Below are 18,255 nucleotides of genomic sequence, written 5' to 3'. Positions count from 1 at the left end.
ACCCCGGTCACCGCTCCGGCCCCGCCCCGGAGCGCGACCACTCCCCCCACCCCGCACTCCGATCCCCAAGGAGCACAGCCATGAGCCGCACACGCACCGCGCTCGCCCTCGGGACGGCCGCCGCAGGAGCCATAGCGCTCGCCTCGGTCACCGCCTCCGCCGCTCCCGCGCCCGTGGCCGGGTCGACCACGGTCACCCCGGCCGGCCACGACTTCAAGGCCGTCCTCAGCGGGAAGGCCACCCTCAAGGCCGGTTCGGTCACGGTGACCTGCACGGTCTCCGTCTCCACCGGAACGGTGCCGGCCGCCCCCGGCAACAGCAACCCGGCCGGACCGGTGTCCTCGCCGATCTCGCCGCCCACGTACAGCTCCTGCACCTCCAGCATGCCGGGGGTGACCCCGACGGTCACCACCAGCGGTGCGTGGGCGGTGTCCATGCAGGACGGCGCGCCGATCACGGCCACCATGGCCGTGCCGGCCGGCGGGCTGGTGGTCAAGACGACCGGACTCGCCTCCTGTACGGTCACGGCGGCGCCCACGGGCCCGGCGAGCGTCGCCGGCGCCTGGACGAACGGCAGTCCGTCGAGCCTGACCTTCACCAACGCCTCCGTACCGGTCAAGGTCACCGGCGGGTTCGGCTGCCCGACGAGCGCGACCGCGTCCGTCTTCAACGCCGTCTACAAGGTCTCCGACGTCACCGACCCGGCGCAGGACATCACCGTCGGCCCCTGACCGGGCCCCGCCCGCACGAGAGCAGTCCCGTCCGCCCCCGGAACACTCCGGGGCCGGACGGGAAATTGCGTTGCCCGACCGTATCGGCCGCGAGAGGGTCGACGGCATGTCGCAGAGCACCGAAACCCCGAAGCAGTCCGATCCGCAGCAGTCCGACCAGCAGTGCGGACCGCGCCCGGTCCGCCGGGACGTCTCCGACCTCTTCTCCGGCGGCCGCCTCGTCGCGATCCCGCGCAAGGCCGCCCGGCGCGAGCAGCTGCTCGTCCACCTGGCGCAGACCCTCTTCGCGGCGGACCGCGCGTACACGGAGCCCGAGGTGAACGAGGCCCTGCGCACCGTGCACGAGGACTGCTCGGCACTGCGGCGCTACCTGATCACCTCGGGCCTGCTCACGCGGACCCGCGACGGCGGCAGCTACCGGCGGTCGACGACCACCCTGTAGTGGGTGGTCAGCCGGCCGTCGTCACCGAGCACGTGGAAGGCGACGGCCGGCGGTTCGTCGAGGTGCACGTGCTCGGAGGGACCGGTGCGTCCCTCCCACGGCAGCCGGAGCGTGGACACGACGCCGGGCGCCACCAGGAGCGGCCGCCCCGCGAAGGTGGTGGCGGCCGCGGTGTGGGCGTGCCCGCACAGGAACGCCGTCAGGTGCGGGTGCCGCTCGACGAGGGCGGCGAGCCGCTCCTCCCCGAACTGGCGGATCTCGTCGACGTACGGGGTGTGCAGCTCGGCCGGCGGATGGTGGAAGGCGACCAGGACCGGGGTCTCCCGCGGGGTGTCGGACAGTACGCCGTCCAGCCAGGCCAGCGTCGAGTCCTCCAGGAGGCCGTGGTCCGCACCGGGGACGGAGGAGTCGCACACGGCGAGGACGAAACCGTCGCCGCGCAGCACCTGGTCGACGGGCAGCGCGGACGGGGTCTCCTCCCCCAGCAGGCCCCGGCGGAAGGCGGTGCGCTCGTCGTGGTTGCCGGGACAGACCACCAGGGGGTGGCGCGAACGCAGCAGGTCGGCGGCCTCCTTGTACTCCGCGTCCTCGCCGTGGTCGGCGATGTCCCCGCTCACGAGAACGGCGTCCAGGTCGTGGGGCAGGCCGTCGAGGTACTCCATGACGGCGCGGGTGCGGTCGGCGGCGCGCCGGTCACCGTCGAGGTGGACGTCGCTGAGGTGGGCGATCACGATCACGTGCGGTGCCTCCTGGGTCTCTGGTCGGGAGAGGCGGTCGACACCTTCAACGAGACCTGATCGCGCGGTCGTTCCCGTCGCGGGACCTCAGCCCGCACGGCTCGGGCGGGTGCGGCGTACCAGTACCCACCCCGCCGCCGTGAGCACGAGAGCGGCGCCCGTGAGGGAGGCCACGGCCGTTCCGGTGGTGGCGAGCGCGCCGCCGGCGGGGGTGGTGCCCGTGCCGCCGACCGTGGTGCCGGATGCCCCGGCGGCCGAACTCCCGGCCGAGCTCCCGATCGGGCCGCCTGCAGCACCCCCGGTCGAGCCGCCTGCCGCACCGTCCCCGCCGACGGTGGCCGCGGATCCGCCCGGGCCTGCCGGAGCGGCCGGGCCGCCGGGGGCGTCGGACCCGCCGGAGCCGCCCGACCCGTGGGAGGTGCCCGCCGTACCGCCGCCTCCCGTCGTGGTGCCCGGGGCGGTGACGGTGAGCACGGCCGGGTCGGTGCGGCCGACACCGGCGTCGTTGGTGAACTCCGCCCGGTAGCGGTGGCCGTCGTCGGTGGGCGCGGCCTTGAAGGAGTACGTGGTGGAGCTCGCTCCCGGCACGGCCCGCCAGGTCCGGCCGGCGTCCGTGCTGACCTGCCAGACGACGGTGGGCGCCGGGGTCCCCTCGGCCCGTGCGGTCAGCGAGACCTCGGCCCCCGCGACGACGGTCCGGCTCTCGGGGCTCCGGGTGATCCGGGGTGACGTGGAGCGCTCCAGCCGCGTGATCCGGCCGGCGGCCGGGTCCGACACGAAGACGGCGGCGCCACCGGGCTGGACGGCGACGGCGGCACTGCCCAACTGGGCGTGGTTGCCCGGGAGTACGACGGGCTTCGCGGCCTCCTGGAGGCCGCGCGTGCGGTGGACGGTGAGCGCGCCGTTGTCGTCGCTGCCCGGCTGGGAGGTGTCCCCGGGGTCCTGCCACACCACGAAGGCCTCGTGCGTCACGGCGTCGAAACCGGCCGCGCGGGGCATGTCCGCCCCGCCGCCGCCCTCGATGACACCGGTCCTCTTGCCGGCCGCGTCGTGGACGACGACGGAGGTGTCCAGTCCGACCCACACGGCACCGGTCTCCGGATCGACCTCGGTGAAGCCCCCGAAGCCGTCGCCCGCCGGGAGTTCGACGGTCGCCACCACCTGGAAGGCGGCGAGGTCCACGCGGTACATCCGGCGGTTGCCGAGGTCGGTGAACCACACCGTGCCGCGCGCCCGGTCGTACGCGAACCGGTTGCCGCCCTCCAGGGTGACGGAACGCCTGACGGCCGCGGTGGCGAGGTCGATCTCCGACAGGACGGAGCCCTGCGCCACCAGCACCGTCGAGGGGCCGGGGCCCGCAGCCGCGTCGGTGACGGGCCCGCCCGGCACCCAGGCCCCGGCCGCCGCGGCGTCCCCGTCCTTGGCGGTGCCGATACCGCGCAGCGGATAGACGAAGACGGCCCCGTCCCCGGGCAGGGGTGCGACGAGCTGCCGCACGGCCCGGCGGCCGACCGTGCCCGTGGGGCCCGGGGCCTGGCCGATGGTGCTGCGTACCGTGCCGTCGGCGGGTTCGAGGACGTGCAGGCCGCTCTCGTCGGACCCGGTGGTTTCGGGCAGGTCGTCCGAACCGACGTACAGCTTCTCGGATTCGGGGTGCAGGAGGAGGTCACGGACCCGGCCAGCCGTCGCGAACTGCGCGGTCGCCCGGTACACGACGGCGCCCTGCGGCACGTCGCCCCCCTCACCCCCGGCGGCCTGGACGGGGCCGCCGGCGGCGGCCGAGGCCAGCACCATCGCGAGCACCGCGGAGGCGGCTCCGGCGCGGCCGGGGGTGAGGGGGTGTCGGTGTGTCATGGTTCCTCGTCGACGGGCGGACCGGCTGCGGAACGAAGACCGGCTGCGGAACGAACGGGACTCGCGGGGGCGTCAGTTGAAGGTCACCGGGACGTGGACGTCGTACGCGCGGTTCGAGGAGTTGAAGTGGTCGGCGCGGGTGACGACGGCACACTCGACCGTCTCGCCGCAGATCTGGCCGCCGCCCAGGTCGGCCTTCACGTGGATGGTGACGCTGAAGGTGCCGCCCGGACCGAACGTGGAGGTGTTGGCGAGGGTGCCGCCGAAGATGTTGTTGATCCAGTGCGAGGCGCCGGTGGTGCCGGCCTGGTCCGAACCGCCCAGGCAGGGCGTGGGCTTGCTCGCGCCCTGCGCGCCGTTCACCGCGCAGAGTCCTACGTATATGCCCCTGGCGGTGTTGAAACCGCTACCGCTGACGGTGACGTTCTGCCCGGCCGCGGCCGCGGATGAGGGTGCCGTGACGCTGAGGTGGAAGGTGGTCGAGCCGTCGGTGACCGTACGCGTCGAGGTGGCGGCCGAGGCGGAACCGGCCGCGCCGACGGCGAGCGCGACGGCGGCGGAGGCGGCGACGGCCGCGCGGGCGGCGGTTCGGGGCAGGGAGGCAGCACGCATCACGGGAACACCTTTCGGGTGCGGGAATCAGCGGAAACTGAAGTAAGGCAAGGCTAACCTAATTTCGATCAAGCAGGTACGGCTGATTCACGCCACGTGACCACCCTTCGGAACAGGTCAACGGGCCCACGCGGGCGACTCTCCTGATGCGGGCGGGCGCGCTGATGGGAACACTGGGGGCATGGCGAACAAGGCAGCCCTGGAGGGCGGCCCGGACGATCTGCAGGAACGGATCGTCGAGGCCGCCCCTCCCGGCGAAGACCTCAAGATTGCGCACCGCGGCGGATACGAGCACTTCCGGAGCACGTCGCGGACCCAGGAGGGCCCCGAAGGACGGCTCCCGGTCTACGAGTGGTGGGAACGCACCGAGATCGCCGAATGAGGCCGGCCACCGCCGGCCGGGACGACCCGCGGGCTATCCCTGGTCGCGGTAGGCCTCCAGCAGGCGCAGCCAGATCTCGCTGACGGTCGGGAAGGCCGGTACGGCGTGCCACAGGCGCGCGACCGGGACCTCCCCGGCAACGGCGATGGTGGCCGCGTGCACCAGCTCGGCGGCGCCGGGGCCGACGAAGGTGGCGCCCAGCAGGACCTCCCGGTCCAGGTCGACGATCATCCGGGCCCGTCCGCGGTAGCCGTCGGCGTACAGCCCGGCACCGGAGACCCGGCCCAGGTCGTAGTCGACGGCGCGCACCCTGCGGCCCGTCTGTTCGGCCTCGGCCAGGGTCAGGCCCACCGCGGCCGCCTCCGGGTCGGTGAAGACGGCCTGCGGCAGGGCACGGGTGTCGGCGGTGGCCGTGTGCGCGCCCCAGGGCGCGGTGTCCAGCAGGGTGCCCGCCGCACGGGCGGCGATGGCGGCGCCCGCGATGCGGGCCTGGTACTTGCCCTGGTGGGTGAGAAGAGCCCGGTGGTTGACGTCCCCGACGGCGTACAGCCAGTCGAAGCCCGGTACCCGGCAGGTCTCGTCGACCCCGATCCAGCCGCCGGGGGTCAGTCCGACGGCGTCCAGCCCGATGTCCTCGGTCCGCGGCGCCCGGCCCGTCGCCATCAGCAGTTCGTCGCCCTCCACGACCTCCCCGCCCTCCAGCACCACGCCGACCGGCCCGGTCGGGCCGTCCCGTACGACGGACTCGACGGCCACACCCGTACGGACGACCGCCCCGGCCTCGCGCAGGGCGTCGGCGACGAGCTCCCCCGCGAAGGGCTCCATCCGCGGCAGCAGCCGGAAGCCGCGCACCAGGACGGTCACCTGCGATCCGAGACCCTGCCAGGCCGTGGCCATCTCGGCCGCCACCACGGAGCCGCCCACCACGATCAGGCGGCCGGGCGCCTGCCGCGCCGAGGTCGCCTCCCGGCTCGTCCACGGGCGGGCTCCCGCGATCCCCGGGAGGTCGGGAACCACGGCCCGGGTCCCGGTCGCGACGACCACCGCGTGCCGCGCCGACAGCGTGCGCTGCCCGCCGTCGGGGCCGCTGACGGCCACCGTGCGGACGCCGACGAGGCGGCCGTGGCCGCGGTGGACGTCGGCGCCGATGGAGTCGAGCCAGTCGATCTGGCCCTGGTCCTTCCAGTCGCCCGTCCAGTAGTCGCGGTGCGCGTACACCGCCGCCGTGTCCAGGGGGCCCTCGGCGGCGCGCGCCAGACCCGGCACCCGGCGGGCGTCGGCCCGCGCCAGCACCGGGCGCAGCAGTGCCTTGCTGGGGACGCAGGCCCAGTACGAGCACTCCCCGCCGACCAGTTCGTTCTCCACGAGGGCCGTGCTCAGCCCGGCGGCGCGGGTCCGGTCGACGATGTTCTCGCCGGCCGGTCCCCCGCCGAGCACCACGACGTCGTACTCCACGGCTTCAGTCATGCGGCCCAGTCTCACCGCTGATCGGCGGCCGCGTCACGCACTCAGGCCCCCGGCGTGCCGGTGCCCTGGCCGCCGGGGTCCTGCGCGCCCTGCTGCGAGGCGGCGATCTTGGCGCGCACCTCGTCCATGTCGAGGGCACGGGCCTGTCCGATGAGGTCGGTCAGGGCCGCCTCGGGCAGGGCGCCGGGCTGGGCGAAGATGGCCACCTGGTCCCGGACGATCATCAGCGTCGGGATCGAGGTGATCTGGAAGGCGCCGGCCAGCTCCTGCTGGGCCTCGGTGTCCACCTTGGCGAAGACCAGATCGGGGTGGGCCTCCGAGGCACGCTCGTAGACCGGCGCGAACTGCAGGCACGGCCGGCACCAGCCCGCCCAGAAGTCGATCAGCACGAACGGGTTCTCGCTGACCGTCCGGTCGAAGTTTTCCTTGGTGAGCTCGACTGTAGCCACGGTGTCCGGACCTCCTGGTATCTCCGTCTGCTGATGGAACGAACGACCTGCCCCCAGCATTCCGCGGTTTCGTCGGGCGCGTGCGGCGGGCGCCGGACGGACCGGCGGGGAACCTCCTCAGAACGGGTGGCCCCCCGGGGTGCTGCGGGCCGTGGTCCAGCGCAGTTCCGTGAAGGCGTCCAGGTTGGCCTCCCCGCCGAAACGGGCGCCGGTGCCGGAGGCGCCGACACCGCCGAACGGGGCGACCGCCTCGTCGCCCACCGTCTGGTCGTTGACGTGGGCGATCCCGGTCGGGATGCGCTCGGCCAGGTCGAGGCCGCGCCCCATGTCGCGGGTCACGATCCCGAGGGACAGGCCGTACGGTCCCGCCGAGGCGAGTTCCACCGCCTCGTCCTCCGTCGCGAAGGACCGTACCGGCGCGACCGGGCCGAAGACCTCCTCGGCGTAGGCGGGGGTGTCGTCGGCGACGCCCGCCAGCACGGTCGGCCGGTAGAAGAGGTCCCGGTGCGTGCCGCCCGCGACGAGCTTGGCGCCCGTCGCGGTGCTGGCCTCCACCAGGCCGTGCACGCGGTCCACCTGGGCGCGGTCGATCAGCGGGCCCAGGTGGACCTGCTCGCGGTACGGGTCCCCCACGGCCAGTTCCTCCGCGCGGGCGGCGAGCCGCTCGACGTACTCGTCGTAGAGCGAGGCGTGCACCAGGTGGCGGCCGGCCGTCATGCAGATCTGGCCCTGGTGGAAGAAGGAGCCCCAGGAGGCCTGGGCGACGGCGGCCCCGACGTCGGCGTCGCGGAGCACCACGAGAGCCGAGTTGCCGCCCAACTCCAGGTGTGCGCGCTTCAGGTGGCGACCGGCCAGTTCTCCGACGGTACGCCCGGCGGCGGTGGATCCGGTGAAGGACACCACCCGCACCAGCGGGTCGGCGACGACCGCGGCGCCCGTCGCGGGGCCGCCGGGCAGGACGTGCAGCAGCCCGTCCGGCAGTCCGGCGGCGGCGAGGACCGCGGCGATCGCGAGGCCGCCGCAGACCGCGGTACGCCGGTCCGGCTTGAGCAGCACCGCGTTGCCGAGCGCCAGAGCCGGCGCGACCGAGCGGATCGCCAGGATGAGCGGGGCGTTGAAGGGGGCCACGACACCGACGACACCGGCCGGTACCCGGCGGGTGAACGACAGCCGCGGGGCCTCGCTCGGCAACACCTGGCCGCTCGGGCGCGAGGCCAGCGCGGCGGCCTCGTAGCACTCCTGCGCGGCGACGTGCAGCTCGAAGTCGGCCTTGCCGGGTATCGACCCGGACTCGCGCACCAGCCATTGCCGCAGCTCGTCGGCGTGGGCGGTGAAGAGGTCCCCGGCGCGGCGCAGCACGGCCGCCCGCTCCGGGTGGGTGCTGCGCGCCCAGTCGCGCTGCGCCGCCCGGGCGCGCAGGGCGGCCTCCGCGACGTCGGCGGGCGCGGCCAGGTCGAGGGTGGCGAGGGTGCGGCCGGTCGCCGGTTCGACGACCGGGGCCGCGCCGCCGGTGAGTGTGGGTCCGTCCTGCCAGAGCGTCGGGTCGAGGAGCGGCATGGCGCGGGGCCTCCGGGTGGGGATGGGCGGGATGCCGACGGGGGGCGGGATGCCGGCGGGGGCGGCAGCACGCGCCATCGTGCCAGACCGGAGGCGCCACTTCTGTTCAGTTATTGGGCAGTTGACGACGAACGCTGACCGGAAACGATCGACGCCCTGGTGGGGGCCGGCTCAGCGCTCCAGGACGAGCGCGATGCCCTGCCCGACGCCGATGCACAGTGCCGCCATGCCCGTACCGGAGCCCGCCGCGGCCAGCTGGTGCGCGACCGAGCCGGCCAGCCGGGCGCCCGACGCCCCGAGCGGGTGGCCGATCGCGATGGCGCCGCCACGCGGGTTGACCACGGCCGGGTCCAGCTCGGGCCAGGCCGCCAGACAGCCCAACGCCTGCGCCGCGAAAGCCTCGTTGAGTTCGAGGACGGAGAGGTCGCCGAAGCCGCGTCCGGCCTTGCCGAGGGCGCGCTGCACCGCCTCCACCGGGCCGAGGCCGAAGAGCTGGGGCTCGATGCCGGTGACGGCGGAGACACTGATCCGGGCGAGCGGCTCCCGGCCGGTGGCGGCCAGGCCCGCCTCGTCGGTCAGCAGCAGGGCGGCCGCGCCGTCGTTGAGCGGGGAGGCGTTGCCCGCCGTGACCGTGCCCCGGCCGTCCGTCCGGAAGGCGGGCTTGAGCCTGGCCAGCGCCTCGGGCGTGGAGCCCTCGCGGATGCACTCGTCCCGGGCGAGGTCCACGCCCTCGTAGGGCACGACCTCCCCGTCGTACAGACCGGCGGCCCAGGCGGCAGCGGCCTTGCGGTGGCTCTCCAGCGCGAAGGCGTCCTGCGCCTCGCGGGTGACGGCGTACTTGTCGGCGATCAGTTCGGCGCCCTCACCGAGGGAGGCGGTCCACTCGGCTGGCATCCGCGGGTTCGTCATCCGCCAGCCCAGCGTCGTGGACCACATCTGCTGGTGCCCGGCGGGGAAGGCCCGCTCGGGCTTCTGGACCACCCAGGGGGCGCGGCTCATCGACTCGACGCCGCCCGCGATGGCCACCGAGGCGTCGCCGAGCGCAATGGCCCGGGCGGCCTGGATCACGGCCTCCAGGCCGGATCCGCAGAGCCGGTTGACGGTGACCCCGGGGACGGTGACGGGCAGACCCGCGAGCAGTACCGCCATGCGGGCCACGTCGCGGTTGTCCTCGCCCGCGCCGTTGGCGTCGCCGAAGACGACGTCGTCGATACGGGCCGGATCGAGGTCGGGCGTACGGTCCACCAGCGCGCGCACCACGTGCGCGGCCAGGTCGTCCGGCCGGACCCCGGCGAGGGCGCCGCCGAACTTGCCGATCGGGGTGCGGACGGCGTCGACGACGTAGACGTCGCGGACGGTGCGGATGCTCATGGGTCTCTCCTGGGCGGATCCGTACGGGCGCCGGCGCATCGGTGCCGGTGTCGGCACCGGGGCACGCCACCGGGCACGCCCGGTGGGGCGCGCCCGCAGTCTCCGTCCGCAGGTCACCGCCTGTCAACGGCCCCCTGGGGATGCGGGCCGCCCGAGGACCCCGCACGACCGGCCCGGCCGGGCGGCAGCAGGCCCGGGGGCGGATCGACCTGGGCGGGCCGGGGTGTGCGACGCGAGGGCGGATCGGACCAGGGCGGGCCGGGGTGTGCGGCCCGGGGGCGGATCGGACCAGGGCGGGCCGGGGTGTGCGACGCGAGGGCGGATCGGACCAGGGCGGGCCGGGGTGGGCGACGCGAGGGCGGATCGGACCAGGGCGGATCAGGGTTTGGGGCGCGGGGGGGCGGACCCGGGTGGCGTCAGGTCGACTCGCGGTGGACGGCCTCGGCGGTCATGAGGTCATGCCGCTCGGTGACCTCCGACGGCTCGCGCACCGCACGGTCCACCAGCGATGCCAGGTGGTCGCCCGTCGGCATCTCGATCCGCACCGTGCTCAGCCGGGGCCGCAGCAGCCGTCCGAGAAGCAGGTCGTCGGCACCGATCACGGCGACCTCCTCGGGAACGCGCAACCCCTCGTCCTGCAAGGCCCGCATCAGCAGCATCGCGTACTCGTCGTTGTACCCGAACGCCGCGTCCAGCCGCAGTCCACGCCATCGGGCGGCGAGTTCCGCCGCCGACTCCTCCGAGTAGGCCAGCGGGAGGGCCTCGACCTCCGCGCCCTCCACCCGCCGGGCACCCGCCAGCCGGGGTGCGGAGAACAGTTCCATGCCCTCCTCCCTGGGAACCACCACGCCGATCCTGCGGCGGCCCCGCCCGACCAGGTGCGCGGCGGCCCGGGCGCCGACCTCCTGCTGGTCCATGACCAGGGCGTGCGCCCCGGGAACGCCGACCGGCCCCATGGTGATCACGGCGCGGGCACCGGCCCGTTTCAGGGTGGCGACGTTGTGGGAGGAGAGCGTGGTCCCACCGAGGGATATGACCGCCACGGGACGCAGTTCCGCCCATGCCCGCACGGCCTCGTCCCCGCCGAGTCCGAGGCTGCCGTACTGCACGACGGTGTAGTCGAGTCGGCGCAGCGCCCACTGGAGTTCGTTGAGGAAGGTGCTGTACAGGGGCCCGATCGGCACGTGCGGGGTGGGCAGCAGCACGATCCTGGTGTGCCCGGCGCGCAGACTGCGGGCGGCGGCATGCGGGACGTACCCCAGTTCTTCGGCGGCCTCGCGGACCCTGCGGCGGGTGGGCTCGCTGATCCGGACGGCCTCGGCGTTGTTCAGCACGTACGAGACCGTCGCGCGGGACACGCCCGCGCGCCGTGCCACGTCGGCGCTGGTGGGGACGGGGAGTGGCAGCGGCTTCGGCGACTTCGATGACTCAGTCATTGCCGTGGCATCTTTCCAGAACGCAAGCACCCCAGGTCTGGCGGATGACCGAAATCAGGTGCCACACCGTGATGACACGAGTCATGGGCACGTGTAACTGCAGCCGGGCAACCTCATCGCACCCCCTCGACCTGTGCGTACCCGCACGTGGCGCGTGCCCCGTCGTGCCGCCGCCCCGGAGCGCTCCGTCGCGCCGCCGTTCGTCGCGACAGGGCGGCGCGCACCCCTCGCCGCAGCTGCGTCGGCACCTCCACCTCCACCTGCTTCCGCACCGGCACCGGCACCGGCACCGGCCCGCACTCGTACCCGCGACCGCACCCGCACCCGCACCCGCCCAGGAGGGCGCCGTGGCCCTTTGCTCCCCCGGCAGCACCGGCCACGGCGCCGACGGCGCCACCCGGACCCGCGCCATTGCGCGGCCTGCCCCCTGCTGGTCGTCGGCAACGGCGCCCTGTACGCGCTGTACGTCGGCGTGGCCGGGGTCCTGTTCGCACTTCAGGTCGAGGACGTCGACCCGGCGGACCAGGTGGCGGACTTCGGCCTGATAGCGGGGATCTCGGCGATCTCCGCCACCGTCTTCAACCCGATCGCCGGCGCCCTGTCCGACCGCAGCGGCGGTGATCCCTGGATCCTCGGCGGCGCTCGGCCCCGGCCTGCCCTTCGGCCCGACCCTCGGCACGGTGATCGGGGCGGGCTTCCCGGAGGACCACCGCACCGGATACCCCGCCTTCGGCGCGCTCGTGGCGTGATGCCGTGGACGAGGAGCACCCCATCACCCCGGAGCGAGCGCGGCGCTCAAGGACCGCGGCTTCGAGGTGCGTTCGGTCGCCGGCGCCGGCCACACCACTCACCGCGACGACTTCGACGGGTTCATGGCCTCCCTGGAGGGGTGGGTCCTGGACGCGCCGTCGGGCCAGGGAGGTGGGGATACCGGGGCCCGGGATGTCAGAGCCCCGTGCGACCATCGAGCTCACCCTCTGAGCAAGGAGCTCCACTCGCATGTCCATACCGCCCGGTCCCCCGCCGTCCCCCGAGCCGTACCCGCAGCCGGGACCGTACGGACAGCCGGGGCAGCCCGCGCCGTTCGGCGGCCCGCAGGGCTGGTACGTGCCGCAGGCGCCGCAGAGGAACAACGCGCTGGCCATCGTCGCGTTCGTCATGTCGCTCGTGTGCGCACTGCCGCTGGTCCCGCTGGTCCTCGGCATCGTGGCCCTCTCCCAGATCCGCAAGCGCGGCGAGAAGGGCAAGGGCTTCGCCGTGGCGGCGATCGTCATCCACTGCGTGACGATCGCCTTCTACGGGATCCTCCTGGCCCTCGGCATCTCCGGCGCGCTGGACGACGGCCCGTCGCCGAAGCGCGACACCAGCGGCCAGGTCACCGGCTCGGGTTCCAGCAAGGTGAGCGACATCCGCAAGGGCGACTGCTTCAACACGGGCGGCGACCTGGCGGAGTACCAGGACGAGGACGGCGGCCAGGCCTCCTTCTCGGTGCGCGTGCTGCCCTGCGACCAGCCGCACGAGGGCGAGGCGTACGCGGTCTTCAACCTGGACGACGGAGCGTACCCGGGCACGGAGAAGGTCACCGCGCTCGCCGAGGAGAAGTGCTCCGGGACACTGCTGACGGACTACGTGGGCAAGGACCCCAAGCTCTCGGAGAAGCTCGAGGTCTACTACTACTTCCCGCAGGCCACGACCTGGGCCCTCGGTGACCGCGAGGTCACCTGCTTCCTGGGCGACACCAGCGGCGCCAACACCGGCTCGGCCCGCGCCACCGGCTCCTGAACCCCGGTCACCGACGCCGTACCGCATCACCTCTGCGCGGGGCCGCCACCGAACCCGGTGGCGGCCCCGCCCTCTTGCCCGCCCGACGCGGATACGGACCTCCTCGCGTAGACCGCGGCGCGGCGCCACACGGCGCGCGGCTTCCCTCTCCCGCCGACGGGGCCGCGACCACTTGCGCAGGCTCTCCGGAAGGGGGACGGAGGGCGATGTGCAACGCGACCTGCCGACGCAGGCCGCGTATGCAAACGTGCCTGCTCTGCGGCCCGTTCGGCGGGCCGTGGTGCACCCGGGCCGGTGTCAGTGGTGGTTGCGACACTGGCCCCATGAGCGACGAGAGAGCGAACGAAGGCCGGGTGGATCCGCGGGACCTCCTGCTGCGGACCGACTGGAACGCGGTGGAGCACTGCTGCCCCGAGGTGGCGCCGGCCACGCCCGTGATGCTGCTGGAGCTGCTGGACGACGACCCCGCCGTCCAGGGCTGGGCGTTCCGCGCCCTGGTCGAGGCGCACACGCGCCAGCAGGTGTTCTACACGGCCACGGCTCCCGCCGCCCGGTTCGCGGCCGCCGTCCTGGGGGATCCGCGGACGCTCGCGCCGGTCACCGACCGTGTCGCGCAGGAGGAGGTCGAGCTCGGTCCGCAGGCCCCCTTCCTCCTGCGGGCCGGTCTGCTGACCTGGCTGGGGGACTCGGTCGTCGAGGCGATCGCCCAGCGGGAGCGGCCCTACGGCGAAGCGGAGGACCTCGAGGCGTTCCTCGACCTCGCCCCGGAGTTCCACGCGGCCGCGCTGCCCTTCCTCGACGCCGGGTCGGCCGAGGTCCGCGCGGCGGCTCTGGGTCTCGTCCTGGCCGTTCTCCGGCTGCCCGCCCTCGCCGACCGGATACCGGGCCACCAGGACCGTGTCCGCGCCACCGCCCTCCGCGAGGGTCCCCACCGCCTGCGCGCCGTCGACACGCTCGCGTCCTGGGGCGAGGAAATTTCGCATCTGCTCTGACGGATGACGTGGCTCCCCCTCCCCGTTACCGTCTTCCTACCGATCGGTAATGGGGGGAGTGGTTCACGATGTCGCAGTCATCGGGTCCTGCCACGGCAGCGGTCCCGGCTCGGTCCGGAGCGGAGTCGGCGACGGCCGGCGGACTGGTCGGGATGGCCGCCGCACTTGCCGAAGGGAGCGTTTCGGCTCGGCAGTTGACCGAGCAGGCGTTGAGCCGGATCGCGGCATCGCAGCCCGAGCTGAACGCCTTCCGGACCGTGCGCGCCGAAGCCGCGCTCGCCGAGGCGGACGCGGCCGACCGCAGGCTCGCCGCGGGCGAGCGGCTGCCGTTGCTGGGCGTGCCGCTCGCGGTGAAGGACGACATGGACGTGGCCGGGGAGCCGACGGCGTTCGGCTGCGCCGGCTCCTTCGCCCCCAAGACCGCCGACAGCGAGGCCGTGCGGCGGCTGCGGGCGGCCGGTGCGGTCATCGTGGGCAAGACCCAGACGCCGGAGCTGGGCCAGTGGCCCTTCACCGAGGGCGGGGCCTTCGGCGAGACCCGCAATCCGTGGAACCGGTCCTACACACCGGGCGGTTCCTCCGGCGGCTCGGCGGCCGCCGTGGCGGCGGGCCTGGTCCCGGCCGCGCTCGGTTCGGACGGCGCCGGGTCGGTGCGGATCCCCGCCGCCTGGACCCATCTGGTCGGAGTGAAACCGCAGCGCGGCCGCATCTCCACCTGGCCGGAGCCGGAGTCGTTCAACGGGCTCACGGTCAACGGTGTGCTCGCCCGGACCGTGGCCGACGCGGCGCTGCTGCTGGACGCGGCGAGCGGCCCGCACCCCGACGACCTGCACCGCCCGGCGCGGATCTGCGCGGTCGAAGCGGCCCGCCGCACCCCGCGTCGGCTGCGGATCGCGCTGTCCTTCGGGATGGCGTTCACGGCGACGCCCAAGTCGCTCGACCCGGAGGTGCGTTCCGCGGTTGAGCGGCTGGCCGCCCGGCTGGAGTCGCTGGGGCACGAGGTGATCCCGGAGGACCCCCGCTACGGCCCGATCGGCCTGACCTTCGTGCCCCGCGCGACCAGCGGCGTACGGGACTGGGCGGCGCGGATGCCGGATCCGGCGCTGCTGGACCCCCGGACGCACGAGGCCGTACGGACGGGCCGGCTGCTGGGCGGGCTGCCGCTGCGGGTCTCGCGTCGGGCGGAGGCCCTGCTGCGCCGGCGGGTCGGCGAGATCTTCGGCCGCTACGACGTGGTCCTGACTCCGACGACGGCCACTCCGCCGCTGCGCGTCGGGGCGTTGGCGGGGCTGGGGGCGATGGCCACGGACCGGGCGATGATCGCCGCCTGCCCGTACGCCTGGACGTGGAACGTCCTGGGCTGGCCCGGAGTGAACGTCCCGGCCGGGTTGACGGAGGACGGGCTGCCCATGGGAGCCCAGTTGCTCGGGCCCGCGGACTCGGAGCCGTTGCTGTTGGGGCTGGCGGCGCAGGTGGAGGCGGTCGAGGGCTGGGCGGCACGGCGCCCGGGCTGAGGGGAAGCCGCCGTCAGGGCGGGCGGGTCGCGGCGAGGTGATGCGGATATGCAGGGGGCGGACAGGCCGGAATGCAGAGGGTAGGCACCCGTGACACGCTGAAAGGAGGATCTCGCCGGTCCCGGCCCTGCCCGGCCGGCCCTGCCACCCAAGGAGAGACCGAAATGGCCACTGACGCCGGCAGGCCCCAGGCGGCACGCACGCACCCGGACCCGTGGCACGCGGCCACGTCGGGCAGAACCGTCATGGCGGCAGTCCTGATGATCTTCGGTGGAGCGATGGCGGTCTTCGAAGGGATCGCCGCCCTCGCCAGCGACGACTTGTTCGTCGTGACGCGTCACTACCTCTTCGAGTTCAGCCTGACCGGTTGGGGCTGGGTCCACCTGATCCTGGGCATCGTCCTCGTCGCCGCCGGCTGCGCCGTCCTCTTCACCGGCGCCCTGTGGGCGCGATATCTGGGTATCACCGTCGCCGGACTGGGCGCCTTCGCGAACTTCCTGTGGCTGCCGTACTACCCCTTGTGGGCGCTGGTGCTCATCGCCGTCAACATCCTCGTCATCTGGGCGCTGTGCACGGGCGCGCACCACGAGGCGGACGCACCCTGACCGGACCATCCTTCACGGAAGGGTTGACGCGGGCGCGGGCTGTCGAAAGTGCCCTTCGGCAACGAACAGGGCACCAAGAGCTGCTTCGGCTTCGGTGGCCGACCAGTTCCTCCGGGGGCTCCGTTCCGTCCCTGATCGCCGTGACGTATGCCTTCGCCTGGTGAGGTCCCAGCAGCAGTGCCTGATTGCGCAGGGGGCGCATCGCGGCGTCAGACCAGCCACCCGAAGGCATGCTCCTCCGCGTCGACGACAGCCACCTCGGGCATCCGCGCCGCTTGTGCGACAGCCCAGGCCATCCTTTCCGCCCGGTCATCGCGGGCCGGGCCTTTCCCGCGGCCTTCTGCCACCCTCAGGACATCACGAACTGCGCCGGGGCCGGGGTCGTTCTCTGTGCCCGACGTTGCGGATGTGGCGACGGACTGCCGCCACGCCCGTCCCGCGGAATTCGCGAGATCGCCTGACTGGCGGTACATCTCCGTGTGCGGGGGCGGAGTCAATTTGGGCAAGTGTGCGGTGCTGCCTCATGTGAGTTAATCGAGCCCCACCCATTCGGGGTAATGTCGGATGATCGACAACGCGAGTTCGATTTGCTTAATCGCAATTTCGACCCTGGGATGTTTTTGTATTAATCCCCCCTCCCCGTCTTACCCGTGAATGGTGCGCGAAATTTCCTGCGTAATATGCGGCGGCGACACACCACGGCGTCCCGGGCCGGCGGTAGGACCCGGGACGCCACCGCCTCCACAGGAAATGGCTCTTGATGAAGCTGAAGTTCCAAGCGGCTCAGCGTCGCGCCCTGTCCGGCTGGCTGGCCACGGCCGTCGCCGGAACGGTTGCCGCCGTCATGGTCGCCGGATTGCCCACGCCGGCCCTGGCCATCGCTACGCCCGTACCCCTGGCCACAGCCGCCAGCTACTCTGTTCTGGCAGGTCAGGGAGTGACCAACACCGGACCCTCCGTCATCGGTCACGACCTCGGGACACACCCGAACCCGGCCATCTCCGGATTCCCGCCCGGCTTGGTGCTCGGCGCCGTGCACGCTGCGGACGCCGTGGCACTTCAGGCCAAGTCCGACCTGGTCCAGGCGTACAACAACGCCGCGGGCCAGGCCACGGACTTCGCGCTCCCGGCGGGAATCGGCGCCGGCCAGACACTGCTTCCAGGCGTCCACACCGCTGTCGCCGGTGTCGGACTCACCGGCGACCTGATCCTGGACGCCGGGGGCGACCCCAACGCCGTCTGGGTGTTCCAGATCCCCGAAGCCCTGACGACGGCGTCCAACAGCCGGGTGCTCCTCACGAACGGCGCGTCGGCGTGCAACGTGTACTGGCAGATCGGGAGTTCGGCCACCCTCGGCACCACTTCCACCTTCGTGGGCACCATCATGGCTCTGACCTCGATCAGCGTCACCACGGGGACGAACATCGAGGGCCGGGCGCTGGCCCGTAACGGTGCCGTGACGCTCGACACCAACAGGATCTTCCTCGGCGGGTGCGCCACCGGCGGAACGACCACGGGCACGACCACCGGTACGACGACCGGCACGACCACCGGAACGACGACCGGCACGACCACCGGAACCACCGGAACGCCGACCGCCGGAACGACGACCGGCACGACCACCGGAACCACCGGAACGCCGACCGCCGGAACGACGACCGGCACGACCGTGGGTCTGATCGGTGGTGGTCTCCTGGGCGGACCGATCGTCGACCTCGTGTCGGGCGGCACTTCGGGGAACATCGCCGGCAACACCTCCGGGAACACCTCGGGCAACACGGCCGGGAACAGCACCGGTGGCAACACGACCGGCGGCAACACGACCGGCGGCACCATCACCGGGGGCAACGTCACCGGCGGGCACGGCGGTCGGCCCGGCGGCCCCGGCCACGGCGGACCTGGTGGCCCGGACCACGGCCTGGAGCACCACGGTCCGGAGCACGGCGGGCCGGGCAACGGGCACGACGAGGGCCCCGGCAAGCCGGACCACCACAACGGCCACGGTCACGACGGGAAGCCCGGTGACCACTACGGCTACGGCAACAAGCCCGCAGGCCACGAGGGTCACGAGGGTCACGAGGGTCACGAAGACCACGAGGGCTAGGCAGGCGGTACGAAGCCCGTTCATCGGATGACGGCGCGCGGCGGAATCCTCATCGAATCCGCCGCGCGCCGCGGGTGAGGGTCGCGGAGACCCCAGGCGAAACGGCAGACATGAGAAAGACCGGGTGGGCGGTGTCGAGCGGAATTGAATCTGCGGACGTGAGGGAACTTCAGCAGTCCGCTCCCGGTCCGGCCCCCCAGCGGAATGACGAAGCGGCCAG

17 protein-coding genes and 1 pseudogene are annotated in these 18,255 nt (G+C 73.5%); 10 read left to right on the top strand and 8 right to left on the bottom strand.

Annotation, left to right across the window (positions count from 1 at the left end):
• The first annotated feature begins 80 nt into the window (after positions 1–80).
• Together IH80_RS0131855 and IH80_RS42925 are read left to right on the top strand one after the other, a co-directional pair.
• Positions 81–731, top strand: a complete 651-nt coding sequence (locus tag IH80_RS0131855; RefSeq protein ID WP_030965098.1) for a hypothetical protein — start codon at positions 81–83, stop codon at positions 729–731.
• A 106-nt stretch (positions 732–837) separates the two neighbouring features.
• Positions 838–1,173 carry a DUF2087 domain-containing protein gene (locus tag IH80_RS42925; protein WP_078906855.1) on the top strand — a complete coding sequence of 112 codons (336 nt, stop codon included), beginning with the start codon at positions 838–840 and terminating at the stop codon, positions 1,171–1,173.
• Here the strand turns inward: IH80_RS42925 and IH80_RS0131845 are convergent.
• The 3 genes from IH80_RS0131845 to IH80_RS45040 all read right to left on the bottom strand — a co-directional run bounded on the left by IH80_RS0131845 (position 1,146) and on the right by IH80_RS45040 (position 4,376).
• Positions 1,146–1,910 (bottom strand): metallophosphoesterase, encoded by a 765-nt coding sequence (locus IH80_RS0131845; RefSeq protein ID WP_030965096.1) that lies wholly within the window; start codon positions 1,908–1,910, stop codon positions 1,146–1,148. The two genes, IH80_RS42925 and IH80_RS0131845, sit on opposite strands and share 28 nt — an antisense overlap.
• 87 nt (positions 1,911–1,997) lie before the next feature.
• Positions 1,998–3,764: an immunoglobulin domain-containing protein gene (locus IH80_RS0131840; RefSeq protein WP_037881737.1), complete on the bottom strand. Its 1,767-nt coding sequence runs from the start codon at positions 3,762–3,764 to the stop codon at positions 1,998–2,000.
• A gap of 72 nt (positions 3,765–3,836) precedes the next feature.
• On the bottom strand, positions 3,837–4,376 hold the full coding sequence (locus tag IH80_RS45040; RefSeq protein ID WP_030965093.1) for a hypothetical protein: 540 nt from the start codon (positions 4,374–4,376) through the stop codon (positions 3,837–3,839).
• A 181-nt stretch (positions 4,377–4,557) separates the two neighbouring features.
• Here IH80_RS45040 and IH80_RS0131830 point away from each other — a divergent pair, with 181 nt between their 5' ends.
• On the top strand, positions 4,558–4,758 hold the full coding sequence (locus tag IH80_RS0131830; RefSeq protein WP_030965092.1) for a DUF5988 family protein: 201 nt from the start codon (positions 4,558–4,560) through the stop codon (positions 4,756–4,758).
• 33 nt (positions 4,759–4,791) lie between these two features.
• Here the strand turns inward: IH80_RS0131830 and IH80_RS0131825 are convergent, their stop codons facing one another.
• From IH80_RS0131825 to IH80_RS0131805, 5 genes are all read right to left on the bottom strand, one after another.
• A complete protein-coding gene (locus IH80_RS0131825; RefSeq protein ID WP_030965091.1) occupies positions 4,792–6,225 on the bottom strand; it encodes a dihydrolipoyl dehydrogenase family protein in 1,434 nt (477 codons plus the stop codon).
• A gap of 41 nt (positions 6,226–6,266) precedes the next feature.
• Entirely contained in the window at positions 6,267–6,674 is a 408-nt protein-coding gene (locus IH80_RS0131820) for a thioredoxin family protein (RefSeq protein ID WP_030965090.1), read from the bottom strand.
• 117 nt (positions 6,675–6,791) lie between these two features.
• A complete protein-coding gene (locus tag IH80_RS0131815; RefSeq protein WP_030965089.1) occupies positions 6,792–8,231 on the bottom strand; it encodes an aldehyde dehydrogenase family protein in 1,440 nt (479 codons plus the stop codon).
• Between the two features lie 171 nt (positions 8,232–8,402).
• Positions 8,403–9,602 carry a thiolase family protein gene (locus IH80_RS0131810; protein ID WP_030965088.1) on the bottom strand — a complete coding sequence of 400 codons (1,200 nt, stop codon included), beginning with the start codon at positions 9,600–9,602 and terminating at the stop codon, positions 8,403–8,405.
• A gap of 416 nt (positions 9,603–10,018) precedes the next feature.
• A complete protein-coding gene (locus tag IH80_RS0131805; protein WP_030965087.1) occupies positions 10,019–11,038 on the bottom strand; it encodes a LacI family DNA-binding transcriptional regulator in 1,020 nt (339 codons plus the stop codon).
• 617 nt (positions 11,039–11,655) lie between these two features.
• Between IH80_RS0131805 and IH80_RS46985 the strand changes: the two genes are divergently transcribed.
• From IH80_RS46985 to IH80_RS0131770, 7 genes and pseudogenes are all read left to right on the top strand, one after another.
• Positions 11,656–11,787: a hypothetical protein gene (locus IH80_RS46985; protein WP_267883535.1), complete on the top strand. Its 132-nt coding sequence runs from the start codon at positions 11,656–11,658 to the stop codon at positions 11,785–11,787.
• Between the two features lie 45 nt (positions 11,788–11,832).
• A pseudogene (locus tag IH80_RS46400) lies at positions 11,833–11,934 on the top strand (alpha/beta hydrolase); the annotation flags it as partial.
• Positions 11,935–12,037: 103 nt separating this feature from the next.
• Positions 12,038–12,820 carry a DUF4190 domain-containing protein gene (locus IH80_RS0131795; protein ID WP_030965086.1) on the top strand — a complete coding sequence of 261 codons (783 nt, stop codon included), beginning with the start codon at positions 12,038–12,040 and terminating at the stop codon, positions 12,818–12,820.
• A gap of 323 nt (positions 12,821–13,143) precedes the next feature.
• Complete coding sequence (locus tag IH80_RS41135; RefSeq protein ID WP_158943702.1) at positions 13,144–13,812, top strand: hypothetical protein; 669 nt, start codon at positions 13,144–13,146, stop codon at positions 13,810–13,812.
• Positions 13,813–13,880: 68 nt separating this feature from the next.
• Positions 13,881–15,326, top strand: coding sequence for an amidase (locus IH80_RS0131785; RefSeq protein WP_078906853.1), 1,446 nt, complete (start codon positions 13,881–13,883; stop codon positions 15,324–15,326).
• A gap of 164 nt (positions 15,327–15,490) precedes the next feature.
• Positions 15,491–15,931 (top strand): DUF7144 family membrane protein, encoded by a 441-nt coding sequence (locus tag IH80_RS0131780; RefSeq protein WP_037881732.1) that lies wholly within the window; start codon positions 15,491–15,493, stop codon positions 15,929–15,931.
• Positions 15,932–16,691: 760 nt separating this feature from the next.
• Complete coding sequence (locus tag IH80_RS0131770) at positions 16,692–18,035, top strand: ice-binding family protein (protein WP_037881729.1); 1,344 nt, start codon at positions 16,692–16,694, stop codon at positions 18,033–18,035.
• The last annotated feature ends 220 nt before the right edge of the window (positions 18,036–18,255 follow it).

Source organism: Streptomyces sp. NRRL S-378 (assembly GCF_000720645.1).
Lineage (GTDB): Bacteria > Actinomycetota > Actinomycetes > Streptomycetales > Streptomycetaceae > Streptomyces.
The sequence above is the reverse complement of the archived record's forward strand: the minus strand, read 5'-3'. Positions and strand labels throughout refer to the sequence as shown.